Raw genomic sequence first — 13,263 nt, forward strand, 5'->3', positions numbered from 1 at the left:
TATCCGAGCGAAAAAACATCAGGAATGCAATTTGTAAAAGCGGGTATATATGGTGAAGGGCCGCGCCGGGATATTTATCCCCGGTCAGGAAAACCTGTACATAAGGAGTTGTTTTTACGCGGCTTCAAAAAATAGAAAGGTGGGGATCGGAAAGAATGGTCAATAAAATTTTTATGGTGCTCACCTTTGCAGGCGTGCCATTATCTGTCATCGGGACGCTTCTGGGCTGGCCGAGTGTTGCACTTTTTATTATCTATTGCTTAACCATCATTGCCCTTGCAAGCTATATGGGCAGGGCGACAGAAAGCCTGGCAATTGTGGCCGGGCCAAGAATCGGCGGACTATTGAACGCAACCTTCGGGAATGCGGTCGAGCTGATCATTTCGATTTTTGCGCTGAGAGAAGGGCTTGTTGAGGTCGTCCTGGCGTCACTCACGGGGTCAGTGCTTGGGAATCTTCTGCTGGTCGCGGGACTCAGCTTTTTTATCGGCGGGGTCAAATATAAGCGCCAGAAATTCAATGTGTATGATGCCAGGCATAATTCAGGCCTGCTGATGTTTGCTGTTGTCGTTGCGTTCGTCATTCCCGAAGTATTTTCCATGACAATGGGAGAAGGAGAGCGGATGACGTTCAGCATCGGGATTTCTGTTATTCTGATTGCTTTATACCTGGCTGCGCTTTTGTTCAAGCTTGTCACTCACCGCGGGGTCTACCAGCCGGCTGGTGAAGAAGGGGCAGCAGCTCAAGCTCATCATGAAGAAGAGCCGGAATGGAGCAAAGGCAAGGCGATCGCGATACTGGCCATTGCGACTGTAGCGGTGGCCTATGTATCGGAAAACCTTGTCCACACCTTTGAAGCGGTCGGCGAGACATTTGGCTGGTCTGAGCTCTTTATCGGGGTTGTCATCGTGGCGATTGTCGGGAATGCGGCTGAGCATGCTTCCGCCATCATCATGGCGTTCAAGAACAAGATGGACATTGCTGTTGAAATTGCCATCGGCTCAACCCTGCAGGTAGCGATGTTCGTTGCACCGGTGCTGGTGATTGCGTCACTGTTTTTCCCAACATCGATGCCGCTCGTCTTTACATTGCCGGAGCTGATCACGATGGTCACCGCCGTGCTTCTCATGGTCGTCATCTCCAATGACGGGGAAACGAACTGGTTTGAAGGGGCGACGCTCCTCGCAGCCTATATTATTGTGGGTATCGGTTTTTATCTGTTATAAAGGCAGCAAGAGAAGGCTCTGCATTGTGCAGAGCCTTTTTTGTGCTTTCTATTGGCGGTGCTTTTTCTATCATAAGTATCCTTTTGGACGAATATGTTGTAAAAGACAGAAATCATCGCTTGACTCTACCTGCATCTATCACCCGCTTTCATGTCTTGTTGGACAAGCTCTTCATGAACAAATGGATAATAATGAGTGTTTAGCCTCCTTTTGCTGTGATAGAAGCGATTCCTTCAGCCCTCCTTTGCTGTTGTTAAGGTAAGTATAGATTATTTTTATAAAAATGTAAATATTCAGATTTTTACAATTGTGTAACAGTTGGGGGAGTGAATATGAAACTGCTTGTGAGGGTTATTTTTTATGTGGCGGGCCTGGTCATTCTGACATTGGGCATCTGCATTGCCATCCTGTCTAATCTGGGGGCGGGTCCTTGGGATGCGCTGAATGCAGGCCTTGCCAGGACAGCCGGGCTCACGATCGGGAGCTGGGTCATCATTATCGGCATCATCCTGATGATGGTCAATGCCTGGCTTTTAAAAGCCAAGCCGGATTATCTGGCGCTATTGACCGTATGCCTGATCGGCTTTATGGTCGACTTTTGGATATTGCGGGTCTTTTCCGGTGTGTACATACTGACTATCTATTTTCAAATCGCCGCGCTGATCATGGGCCTGGCACTCATCGGATTGGGTGCAGCTCTTTACCTGCAGGCAGAGTTTCCCCTCAATCCGATCGACCATTTTATGATGGCCATCAAAGAGCGGTTCGGGGTGAGTCTGATGATGGCGAAAACGATCGGGGAAGCTGGGGCGCTGCTTTTGGCCATCGTTTTCCACGGGCCTGTAGGTGCAGGGACCATCGTTATCGCAGTCCTGATCGGTCCGTTCATCCAATTATTCTTTCCTTACTGCCAGCAGCTGCTAAAAAGATTTTCCGGCACTTAGGATAAATCAGGGGAACTCCGAAAAAACTAAGAGCAGATACAAGGATTTGAAAGGAGTTCCACATCATGAGAAAGTATGTATCTGTTCTAATTATAACTCTTCTTGCCATGCTTTCTTTTTTGCCCGATGCCGGAGCAGAGAAAAAGCAGGACAAGACCGAGCAAAAGCAGCAGCTGAGCATTCCGATTCCCAGTTCAGTCCTGAATATCACAAAGGAAAATACGTATCCCAATCCGGTGCAGGATCAGCCGACACTGCAGCCGAGCGAGCTGACACAGTCGCTGCTTGATACATCCAAGGTCAAGATTGAAAACCCGGACCTGATCAGGATGCTGAATGAGTCTTCTGTCAATAGCACGCCGTTTGCATTCGGCTACAGGGCCATCGTCTATCTTGGGCAGTGGCCGCTCAATTACGAAAGCACAGAAACGGCGCCAAACTGGGAATACCAGAAAATCAACACGAATTATTTTGATAACAGAGGCGGCAAAGCGCCTTATCAGATCCACTATGTCCAGGAAGCCCAGAAGGTCGTGAGGGGCGCACTGACAGCCAAAATTCCGAAAGCCCAGGATGTCCAGAATATGATGCTCCTGAAGGCGATGGAAAAATCGAAGCTGCCGCTCGCTTTCGAAACCGTGATCGGGGCCGGGACGAAAAAGGATCAGGTCTACAATATCCCGCCAAAACGGCTTGGCTATTTATACGGATATGCACCTGCCGTCAATGAGAAGGGAAAAGTCACTTACGGTGAGGTATACCTGATGCTGAAGGGAAGCAAAAGATTCCTCGTCATCAAGAATGTCACCTCCCAGGGAATCGGCGCCTGGATCCCTGTCCAGGACCATATTTCCTTCGGGTTCATGGCATCAGAACGACCGCGTTAATCCTGCGCCGGCTCATGCAGCCGGTGCTTTTTCTATAGGAAGAGACATTCCTTGCATACAGAGCGGGCAGTGTTTTATAATTAAATTATCTTGAATTCGAGATAAATTGAACCCTTTAGCGGGTATAGATAAAAAAGTCTTAATTACGGAGGTCCAACATCATGAACCATTTAAAAGGCATACACCATGTCACTGCGATCACAAGCAGCGCGGAAAAGAATTATGAGTTTTTCACTTTTGTCCTTGGGATGCGCCTGGTCAAGAAAACCGTCAACCAGGACGATATCCAGACCTACCATCTGTTTTTTGCCGACGACAAAGGCAGCCCGGGCACAGATATGACATTCTTTGATTTTCCCGGGATTCCTAAAGGAAGGCACGGCACAAACGAAATCTCCAAAACATCCTTCCGGGTGCCGAATGACGCGGCACTGAATTACTGGGTAGAGCGCTTTGACCGCCTTGATGTGAAGCACACAGGAATCAAAGAGCAATTTGGGAAAAAGACTTTGTCATTCGCAGACTTTGATGACCAGCAATATCAATTGATTTCTGATGAACATAATACCGGTGTCGCTTCCGGCACGCCTTGGCAGAAGGGGCCGATTCCATTGGAGCATGCAATCACCGGTCTCGGGCCGATTTTTGTCCGCATCGCAAACTTCGATTTTTTCAAAGAGATGATGGAAAAAGTCCTTCTTTTCAAGGAAATCGGACAGGAGGGCGCCTTCCATCTGTTTGAGGTCGGAGAAGGCGGAAACGGCGCCCAGGTCGTGGTGGAGCATAATGCAGTCCTGCCGCAGGCCATGCAGGGCTTCGGCACCGTCCACCACGCTGCGTTCCGTGTGGAGGACCGGGCTGTACTGGATGAATGGACCGAGCGCCTTCCGCAATTCGGTTTCCAGACGTCCGGCTTTGTGGACCGCTTCTTCTTCCAGTCCCTTTATGCACGGGTGGCACCGCAGATTCTGTTCGAATTTGCCACAGACGGACCAGGCTTCATGGGCGACGAGCCATATGAAACACTGGGCGAAAAGCTGTCATTGCCGCCATTCCTTGAAAACAAGCGCGAGCAGATCGAAAAGCTTGTCCGTCCGATCGACACGGTCAGGAGCACGATCGATTTTACAAAAGAATGATAAGTGGAGCCTTCCTTGGCGGGGAGGCTCTTTTCTCTTTTCGTAAATATTTTTGGGTATCGCATCTTCATTTGAATGGCCGGCAAGCCTTAAAATAAGCGGAGATTTTCCCGTTACGCTGCTGAACATGGCCCGGTTCGGTGTAAATAAGCGGAAAATTTCCGCTTAAGAGGAGCGAAACTGCCCATTTTCCTGTTTTTTGAGTTGATAGCCGGAATTTCTCCCTCTATTTGAGCCACTTTTGAGAGTTTTTTCAAATTAGGGGGAATTCCTCCGCTTATTTTTCAGCCTGACAAGGATTCCCCTCATTCAGGTCCTGGAAAATCCGCTCTTTTATAGCTGGGCAGTGAAGAAACCGCTGTGTTGTCAGGCACACGATCACAAATTTTTTTCCCAACTTTTTCTGTCGAAAAACACTTTCCTGAAAAAGGAAAAGGGAAGGTGCCTAGCGAAGTAAGTAAGCAAATCAAAGGAGCTGGTGAAAATGGAAATCAGATTAGCGGGAACGGCAGATACTGAGGAAGTGTTCTTGGTTTTGAAAGGGGCAGCCCAATGGCTGCATGATCAACATTTTAGTCAATGGAGCTTTCTGCTCAGCGGCGGCGAGGATGGAGAAATCAAGCAGGCGATCCTCGACCGTGAAACCTATGTGCTGTGCGATAAAGGCAAGGTGAAGGCGACCTTCACCCTCTATGAGGGGCCATCAGGCTGGGACCGGCATATTTGGGACGGAGAAGCAGACGGAGCTATTTATCTTCACAGGCTTGCAGTTCATCCTGATAGCATGGGGAATGGACTTGGAAAAAAAGCAGTCGATTGGATCTGCAGGAAGTACAGCGGCACACCGCTGAGACTCGATTGTGTGGGTGACAATGAGAAGCTGAATGCTTATTATCAAGGACTCGGGTTTGTGCTGAAAGGCGTAACAGACAGCCATTCGCGGTATGAGAAGGCAGGGGCTGGAAAGTGAAGATAGAGGCAGTATTCCTCGACCGGGATGGAACAATCGGCGGGGATGATACCGTGCATTATCCAGGAAAGTTTGAATTATTTCCTTATTCCCGCGAGCTGATTAAGAAATTGAAGGGCAGCGGGATCAAAGTATTTTCCTTCACGAACCAGCCTGGGATTGCCAGGGGGGAAGCGGCAGCTGAGGAATTTTTTGACGAGCTGCAGGATTTCGGCTTTGATGATGTTTATATTTGTCCCCATGCCCATCATGACGGCTGCCGCTGCCGGAAGCCAGCGGCAGGCATGCTCCTCAGCGCGGCGGAAAAACATCAGGTGAGTCTGGAGAATTGCGTGGTCATCGGCGACAGATGGAGCGATATGGCGGCGGCATCCAAGACAAAAAGCATGAAGATCCTTGTGAAAACGGGAGCCGGGATGGCCACACTGAACGAGCATAATGACAAACTAAAAGAAATTGAAATTGAGTACATTGCTGAAGATCTGCGGGCTGCGGTTGAGTGGCTGTATCTACAGCAGGGGGCTGCTATTCCTACATAGAAGAACCGGGACGGGAGATATTCCCGTCCTTTCGTGCCCAAGCTACAGCTCTTTGACTGGAAGGCAAACCTCGCACTGATGATTCAATAGCATGGCACCGGTGTACCTTTCAAAAGCGGGCCTGTTATCGAGCTGGAATCCGAGGTTATGGAGGGATGGAAGGATTTCTGCCCAGAGTTTCTGTATCTCTTCTTCTGTATGCTGGACCTGGAATACAGCGTATTCTCCGCCAGGAAATTCACCTTCTTCAAGTGATGCGTCCATCCGAAAATCTTCTGGTATGACAATGCAGGCGTCATACCGGCAGCATTCAGCTGGTGTTGTCTGCGGATGATCATGGGAAATACCGAGTATAATGGCGGATTCGTCCAGCAGGCTCTTTTCATTTGCCCACTCTTTCAATTCCTCCATCACATGCTGGTTGGCAGGTCCATAAGGGCCGGTCTGGCGTACATAGGCAATTCGATATTCAGGCACCATTTCAGTTTTGAAGTCCATCTTACATTCTCCTCTCTTTCCTGTACTGTCTTTGATGCTAGCATGATATAAAAAAATATTCACAGCTATTTTTAAAAATTAGGCTATTAATAGTGGGATGAAGCCCCGGGCGGAAGGACTATTTTTGCGGGAAAGTCCGTATATATTATGGATAAATGAATACGAGGTGGAGATATGAAGGCAATTGTTTATAAAAAGTACGGTCCTCCAGAAGTCCTTCAGCTGAAAGAAATGGAAAAGCCAGTCCCAAAAGAACATGAGATCCTGATCAAGATCAAGGCTACAACAGTCACCGCAGCAGATATCCGGGCGCGGAGCTTTACAGTGCCCCGCTCTGTGGTGCTGCCCGCGCGCCTTGCCCTTGGAATCCGGAAGCCGAAGAAAGCGATATTGGGTGCGGAGCTTGCCGGGGAAGTGGAGGCAGTCGGGAGGAATGTAAAGAAATTCAAGGCAGGCGATTTGGTTTTTGCTGCTTCACTGGAGAATTTCGGCACTTATGCTGAATATATTTGCCTCCGGGAGGACGGGCCTGTGTCAATCAAACCTGCCAGCATCACGTTTGAAGAAGCCGCCGCCATTCCGATCGGCGCGCGGACAGCTTTGTATTTTCTGCAAAGAGCCAATGTCCGGAAGGGCCAGAAGGTATTGGTGTACGGGGCTTCCGGCAGTGTCGGCAGCTATGCCGTACAGATTGCCAGACATTTGGGAGCAGAGGTTGATGCTGTCTGCAGCGGTCAAAATCTTGAATGGGTAAAATCTCTTGGGGCCGGCAGGGTCCTGGATTATCGTTCAGGGAACCTCCCAGTGGCGGACGGTGCCTATGATCTGATATTCGAAGCAGTGAACAAAAGTTCTTTTAAAGATTGCATGAAGTGGCTGAAAAAAGGCGGCACCTATATAAATGTCACAGAGCCGCTCCCCAGCGCGCAAATGCTGTGGGCTAAATGGAAGGGCGGCACGAAAATACTGCTGAGCCGCAATGCGCCGGAAACACCTGAAGCCTTAGACTATTTAGGAGAAATGGCGGCGGCGGGAAAGCTTAAGGTGAAAATTGACCGAAGCTATAGGTTAGATGAAATAGTTGATGCCCATCGGTATGTTGATGGCGGGCATAAGAAGGGGAATGTGGCGGTGGTAGTGAGCCGGGACGAAGAGAGGGCAGGGCCTGATGCGGCTAGCTTTGATTAAGGAAGAGTATGCTGGAAACAAGAAACCCCTCTCTAAAAAAGAAAGGGGTTTTTCACGCAGAACTCAATCATCATTATAAAATTTTTCCAATTATAAGTCTATATATTATTTCTCTCTTCATTAAAATAAAGCATATAGTGCCTATTAAAATAAATAGAGGGTGACGTTATGCTATTTGATCAATCACCTTATCAGTGCCGGGTGGAATGGGGAAAGCGGGGCGCGCGTGAGGCTGCTGCCCGGGGCGATATTGTCATTATAGTCGATGTTCTTTTATTTTCATCGGCTGTTGTTTCAGCAGCGGCTTTTGGTGCGGAAATATATCCGTATTCTCCCCATCTGGATGGGCAGAAATATGCGGAAAGTCTGGGAGCTGACTATATCTTTGGGAGGGCGGAGGCGGCGAAGCTGGGGAAGCCGACATTGTCTCCTGTTTCTTTCAGTGAAGAGCATGCCGGGAAAAAATATGTGCTGATTTCCCAGAATGGCGCCTATTGCACCTGGATCGGTGCTAAGGCGACGGCCGTCCTTGCAGGGTCACTGCTCAATGCATCAGCCGCTGCTGCTGCGGCTAATATACTGCAAAAACAGCTTGGCGCCGGAATCACGATCATTCCGTGCGGAGAAAAATGGGCTGATGCCGGGGAGCATGAAGATTCTCTCAGGCCAGCAGTAGAGGATTATTTGGGGGCCGGTGCCATCCTCTCTTATTTGGATGGAGAAAAATCACCAGAGGCAGCGGTATGCGAAGGAGCCTTTCGGGCCGCGCAGCCTAAGCTGGCAGAATACTTATGGGAATGCGGCAGCGGCAGGGAGCTGCGTGCGCGCGGGTTTGAACAGGATGTGGTCCATTGCAGCAGACTGAATATGATGCCTACGGTCCCGATTTTAAAAGAAAATCGTTTTGTGCCTTCAAGGTAAGCTATTTGATTCATAGCCCATGGCCTTTATCAAGAAATGATACCTGACCAAAACAATTGCTTCGGGTAAAATAGACACAAAGAACGGCAGCAGCGGCTGCCATAAAGAAGAGGGCTGGAAGAATGTTACCGGAAGTGATTGTCTTTGCTGTGCTCGCCATTATTCTCTTTTCACTGAGAAAATACATTCTATTCGAGAAAACGGTTAAATGGGGCTTTACATTCGAAAAGTCGGGCCGTGCTGTGAGTGTGGCGTATAAAACGTTTACCGGCTCCGAGTTTTATATATTCACATTCAAAAAGGGAGCTGAGCTCACACTCTCCTATGAAGTGACAGTTGAAGAGGGAGAACTGACGATTGAATGGAATGATGGAAGAAGAATCATTTGGAGCAAAACACTTAATGAAAGCGGACAGGGAACTTTTACAGCAGTCGCCGCAAGCAGGATTCATGGCATTAATTTAGTTGGCGATACCACTAAAGGCAGCTGCCGGGTGGAGTTCAGTGAAAAGAAGAATTGATTCTAATATGAAAGAAAAAAAAGCCCAGAACACAGCGCTCTGAGCTTTTTTCAATCCTTCTCATCTGTATAAATACGTAATGCCCCAATGACAAACACAACCGGAAGAATCACCACACCCAATCGGAAAGGGCCGATGTCCAGTGTCATGAGCAATATAAAAACGGGCAGTGCAATCATGATAAACAGTGACATGAATTTAGTATAACGGATTGCCGCCCGCGAAACTTCCGGTTCCTCGGTATACATCCATCTCTGCCCCTTAAGCACACTTTCTTCGGGGTTAAAATAAGTCCAAAGCAGAAAGCCATATACAGGAATCATCAATACAATGAAGAGATATGCTTCAACCATAAGAGGCCTCCCAAGTATGTCTTACTATTCATACGGGGTGCCTCCTGGAAAAGTTCCACATTATATCCGCGAACTGTTCTTCTGGAAATCAACATCCTGATAATAACTGTTCTTCACCAATACATTCGGGCCAAGGCATTTAACAGCCGGGCAGTGGCAGTTGAGTTCAGCTGCGAGCTTTGTTTCCTGCCAGCTGTTGAAGATGTCAGGCAGGGCATCCCTCTGGATATTGCCAAGCGCAGGGGTGTCGCCGAAGTCGGTCACGATGACATCCCCTGTGAAGATATTGACGTTGAGCCGGGAGCGGCCGTCCGGGTCATTGCGGACGGTGACATTTTTGCTGCTGTACAAGCGCTTCAGGAGCTCCAGGTCCTCGTCGCTCGTGCTGCACGGATAAAACGGGAGGGTGCCGAACAGCATCCAGGTGTCTTCGTCCCTCACATCAAGGAGGTGGTGAATTGCCTTCCTGATTTCATCAAGATTCAAAGTTTCCAGTGATGAAGCAAAATCTGATGGGTACATAGGGTGAATCTCATGCCTCTGGCACTTCATTTCCTCAGTAATCTGTTTATGTATGCTTTCCAGATAGGGGAGGGTACGCTTGTTGAGCATGGTTTCCGCAGACACCATGACACCGGCATCGACCAGGGCGCGGCTGTTTTCGATCATCCGGTGGAACAGCCTGACGCGCTGCTCTCTTGTCGGCTTCCGCTCCATCATCGCGAAGCCGCCTTCAATGAAGTCCTCTTCTGTTCCCCAGTTATGGGAAATATGCAGCACATCCAGGTAAGGGGCGATCAGCTCGTATCTGTCCATATCCAGTGTCAGATTGCTGTTGATCTGGGTGCGGACGCCGCGCTCGGATGCATATTTGAGAAGTGGCAGCACATAATTCTCCACTGATTTTTTTGAAAGCATCGGTTCTCCGCCTGTGATGCTGATTGAGCGGAGGGCAGGGATTTCCTCAAGCCGCTTCAGCAGCAGGGGAAGGGGCAGGGCATTCGGGTCCTTTGGCTGCAGTGTATAGCCGACGGCGCAATGCTCGCATCTCATGTTGCAGAGAACTGTAGTTGTAAATTCAATATTGGTTAATGTCAGCTTGTTATATTGTTCCATATCCATATAAGCTTCCCATGGATCATGGCTCGGTGTAATGCTTGTTTTTTCAATAATCATGCGGTATCTCCTTCTAAAAATGTCCTTAATCATTACTATGCCGTGAAGCCTATGTCAATGATTTTTTGCGTCCCTCTGAAAAATCATAGTTTATGAATCTCTCAAAATGGGAAATAACCTAGTAATGATAGCATAAATCAAGAGGAGGAATGCAAGATGGCACAGCAATTTGGCAGTACGAATACGAATTCTGAAAATACTGGAACGAGCGCGGGTGTATCTGTACCAGGAACTGGAACAAGCGCGGAATCAAGAACAGGTACAAGCTCAAACACAGGCATGTCAACAAGCGTGAACCCTGACACTTCGAGCACCAATTCAGGTACAGGCTCAAACTTTAGTACAGGTACAAGCTCAAGTTCAAGCTTCAGCTCAGGCTCAAATTCAAGCAACCACTATGGTTCAACGAATAACAACAGCAAGCTCCTGAAAGGGATTGTGCTTGGCGGGATTGTCGGCGGAGCCCTTGCCCTGCTCGATACTTCAACACGCAACAAAGTGATGGGCACTGCGACTGACCTGAAGGATTCTTCTATGAAAATGTTCAATGAAGTAAAGGAAAACCCTGGTGAAGCCAAGGATAATATGATCAGCCAATTCAAGTCTGCATCTTCGACTTTGAAAGAAGCGATCAGCGATGCCCAGAAGCTGTACGAGCGCGTTAATAATGACGTATTCGGAAAAGTGAATGAGTTTAAGGGCATGTCAGGTGATGCGAAGTCTAACTTCCAAGACGCGAAAAGCGGTCTCATGGACGCAAAGGACGATCTGATGGATATCGGCAGCAAGGTAAAAGATGCCGGCTCTGAACTGGTTGAAAGCCCAGTGGGCGGTTCAGGCTCATCTGACAGCACAAGCTCGTCAAACAGCTCTGACAGCTCATCTTCAACTTCAAACAGCAGCAAGTCAAACACTTCAAGCTCAAATGGAACAACTGCGTTCTCAAGTGATTCCAGCAAGAGCACAGCGACTGCAACTCCATCTACTCAAAAGAACAGCAAAAACCTTTAATAGATCATATCATCCAGGGGCGGCATCAATCAGATGCCGCCTTTTTGTGCGTGAATTACATTATCTGGCCGCGCTGGAAACTTCTTAACTGCCGCTCTTCGTTTCTCTTTTGAAGAGAAGGGGTATTGATTGATACAAGAGTAAAGCCAATTGTACTGGAGGAATATAGATGATGTTTCGCAAAGGCAAGAACATGACAGCGGAGGATGAAAAAACTTCACACGAAAGGGAGAGTGCAGAAGGAACGAAAGCAATGGTGGCGGCGCCGCATCATGTGGCAGCTGACATTGGCGAGAAGATACTAAAACAAGGCGGAAACGCGGTTGACGCGGTCATCGCCATTCAATTTGCACTCAACGTGGTTGAGCCGATGATGACAGGCATCGGCGGCAGCGGCTTCATGATGGTCTATGACAACGAGAAGAAGGATACCAAAATCTACGACGGCCACACAAGAGCGCCTAAAGCGGCACATCCGAAAATGTTCCTCGATGAAAACGGCGAGGTCATCCCGTTCCGTGAACGGAGCACACATGCCACAGCAGTCGGGGTCCCCGGCATTCTGAAGGCGATGGATGAAGCCCTCAAAGCGCATGGAACCATGAAGCTGGCCGACCTCATCCAGCCGGCAATCGAAATTGCGGAAGAAGGAATTGAAGTCAACTGGGTGCTTGCTGAAGCGCTCGAGAATTTCCACTACCGCCTCGGCCAGCATGCGAAGGATTTCTTTATGCCCGAAGGGAAAGCCCTGAAGGAAGGCGACATTCTGGTGAAAAAGAAGCTGGCCAGCACATTCAGGACCCTGCAGGAAAAAGGTGTCGAGGCTTTTTATGAAGGAGAAATTGCCGAAGCTATCATAGGGGCATTGGATGATCTCGACGGCTTTATGACAATGGACGATCTGAAAAATTACCGCGTGACGGTTGATGAGCCGATCTGGGGCGAATACCGCGGCTATAAGATCGCTTCTTCAGCGCCTCCAAGCGCCGGCGGACTGACAGTGATCCAGATTCTCAAGCTTCTTGAAAAATTTGACCTCAAGCAATATGGTCCGAAATCATGGGAAAAGTATTATCTGTTCACAGAGGCCATGAGGATTGCTTTTTCCGATAAAATCGCCTTCAACACGGATCCGGAGTTCGAGGATATGCCGATCAAGGGTCTTCTTCACGATGACTATATAAAAGAGCGCCAGAAGCTGATCAATTTTGAAAGAAGAAATGACGCGGTTGATTTCGGCAATCCGTGGAAATATGAAGACGGCGAGCCGAAAAAGGTGATCCGCCAGCCGGATGATCTAGAAAAGAGCGAAACGACGCACTTTACCGTCCGCGACCAGTGGGGCAATATTGCCGCTGTCACTTCGACGGTTGAACATCCATTTGGTTCAGGGATCTTCGTGCCGGACCATGGCTTTATGCTGAATAATGAGCTGACAGACTTTGATGCCAATCCTGGCGGCATCAACGAGGTAGAGCCTGAAAAGCGTCCGGTCAGCTGTAAAAGTCCTACAATTCTTTTCAAGGACGGTGAACCGGTCCTTACCCTCGGATCACCGGGCGGACCGACGATCATCGCATCTGTCTTCCAGACGATCGTCAATGTCATCGACTTTGGGATGGATCTGAAGGATGCTGTTGAAGAGCCGCGTATTTTCGCAGCCACCGGCCCGCTCGTCGAATGGGAGCCAGGAATCAGTATGGAAGCAAAGGGTGAATTGGAGTCCCGCGGATATGAATTCGGGGACAACCCGAGCCGGATCGGAAACGTCCAGGCTATTAAAATTGATAAAAAAGCAGGCAAGCTTTACGGTGCGGCGGATTCTAGCCGAGAAGGAAAAGCAGTCGGGCTGGAATAATAAAAAACAGGCTGCCTTTCCCGGCAGCCTGT

Annotated in this window: 14 protein-coding genes; 11 read left to right on the forward strand and 3 right to left on the reverse strand. The window is 48.8% G+C overall.

Translation table 11 applies throughout. From position 1 onward, the window contains the following. Positions 1–155 precede the first annotated feature (155 nt). The 6 genes from cax to CYJ37_RS19650 all read left to right on the forward strand — a co-directional run bounded on the left by cax (position 156) and on the right by CYJ37_RS19650 (position 5,705). Complete coding sequence (gene cax / locus CYJ37_RS19625) at positions 156–1,226, forward strand: calcium/proton exchanger (RefSeq protein ID WP_022543387.1); 1,071 nt, start codon at positions 156–158, stop codon at positions 1,224–1,226. A gap of 332 nt (positions 1,227–1,558) precedes the next feature. Continuing rightward, positions 1,559–2,170 (forward strand): YczE/YyaS/YitT family protein, encoded by a 612-nt coding sequence (locus tag CYJ37_RS19630; protein ID WP_009792115.1) that lies wholly within the window; start codon positions 1,559–1,561, stop codon positions 2,168–2,170. 65 nt (positions 2,171–2,235) lie between these two features. Then, entirely contained in the window at positions 2,236–3,057 is an 822-nt protein-coding gene (locus CYJ37_RS19635; protein WP_022543388.1) for a YfkD famly protein, read from the forward strand. A gap of 161 nt (positions 3,058–3,218) precedes the next feature. Next, the gene (locus CYJ37_RS19640; protein WP_101551230.1) at positions 3,219–4,196 is read left to right on the forward strand and encodes a ring-cleaving dioxygenase; all 978 of its coding nucleotides are present in this window, start codon (positions 3,219–3,221) and stop codon (positions 4,194–4,196) included. A 484-nt stretch (positions 4,197–4,680) separates the two neighbouring features. Then, positions 4,681–5,166, forward strand: a complete 486-nt coding sequence (locus CYJ37_RS19645; RefSeq protein WP_009792109.1) for a GNAT family N-acetyltransferase — start codon at positions 4,681–4,683, stop codon at positions 5,164–5,166. After that, positions 5,163–5,705, forward strand: a complete 543-nt coding sequence (locus tag CYJ37_RS19650) for an HAD-IIIA family hydrolase (RefSeq protein WP_101551232.1) — start codon at positions 5,163–5,165, stop codon at positions 5,703–5,705. Before CYJ37_RS19645 ends, CYJ37_RS19650 begins: the two co-directional genes overlap by 4 nt. Positions 5,706–5,747: 42 nt before the next feature. On the opposite strand, the gene CYJ37_RS19655 is transcribed toward CYJ37_RS19650, so the two are convergent. After that, the gene (locus CYJ37_RS19655; RefSeq protein WP_101551234.1) at positions 5,748–6,203 is read right to left on the reverse strand and encodes an AraC family transcriptional regulator; all 456 of its coding nucleotides are present in this window, start codon (positions 6,201–6,203) and stop codon (positions 5,748–5,750) included. Between the two features lie 174 nt (positions 6,204–6,377). Here CYJ37_RS19655 and CYJ37_RS19660 point away from each other — a divergent pair, with 174 nt between their 5' ends. The 3 genes from CYJ37_RS19660 to CYJ37_RS19670 all read left to right on the forward strand — a co-directional run bounded on the left by CYJ37_RS19660 (position 6,378) and on the right by CYJ37_RS19670 (position 8,833). After that, positions 6,378–7,391 carry an NAD(P)-dependent alcohol dehydrogenase gene (locus CYJ37_RS19660; RefSeq protein ID WP_101551236.1) on the forward strand — a complete coding sequence of 338 codons (1,014 nt, stop codon included), beginning with the start codon at positions 6,378–6,380 and terminating at the stop codon, positions 7,389–7,391. Positions 7,392–7,559: 168 nt separating this feature from the next. Beyond that, the gene (locus CYJ37_RS19665) at positions 7,560–8,312 is read left to right on the forward strand and encodes a 2-phosphosulfolactate phosphatase (protein WP_101551238.1); all 753 of its coding nucleotides are present in this window, start codon (positions 7,560–7,562) and stop codon (positions 8,310–8,312) included. 122 nt (positions 8,313–8,434) lie between these two features. Beyond that, a complete protein-coding gene (locus CYJ37_RS19670) occupies positions 8,435–8,833 on the forward strand; it encodes a hypothetical protein (protein WP_101551240.1) in 399 nt (132 codons plus the stop codon). A 50-nt stretch (positions 8,834–8,883) separates the two neighbouring features. Here CYJ37_RS19670 and CYJ37_RS19675 read toward each other — a convergent pair whose 3' ends face one another. Further along, positions 8,884–9,186: a hypothetical protein gene (locus CYJ37_RS19675; RefSeq protein ID WP_180827386.1), complete on the reverse strand. Its 303-nt coding sequence runs from the start codon at positions 9,184–9,186 to the stop codon at positions 8,884–8,886. Between the two features lie 60 nt (positions 9,187–9,246). Then, on the reverse strand, positions 9,247–10,362 hold the full coding sequence (yfkAB, locus tag CYJ37_RS19680; RefSeq protein ID WP_101551242.1) for a radical SAM/CxCxxxxC motif protein YfkAB: 1,116 nt from the start codon (positions 10,360–10,362) through the stop codon (positions 9,247–9,249). Positions 10,363–10,518: 156 nt separating this feature from the next. On the opposite strand from yfkAB, the gene CYJ37_RS27385 reads away from it, so the two are divergent. Further along, on the forward strand, positions 10,519–11,373 hold the full coding sequence (locus CYJ37_RS27385) for a hypothetical protein (protein ID WP_180827387.1): 855 nt from the start codon (positions 10,519–10,521) through the stop codon (positions 11,371–11,373). Between the two features lie 169 nt (positions 11,374–11,542). Then, positions 11,543–13,231 carry a gamma-glutamyltransferase gene (gene ggt, locus CYJ37_RS19690; RefSeq protein ID WP_101551243.1) on the forward strand — a complete coding sequence of 563 codons (1,689 nt, stop codon included), beginning with the start codon at positions 11,543–11,545 and terminating at the stop codon, positions 13,229–13,231. Positions 13,232–13,263: the final 32 nt, after the last annotated feature.

The organism is Bacillus sp. UMB0728 (genome assembly GCF_002858875.1).
Taxonomy (GTDB): Bacteria; Bacillota; Bacilli; order Bacillales; family Cytobacillaceae; genus Bacillus_AB; species Bacillus_AB infantis.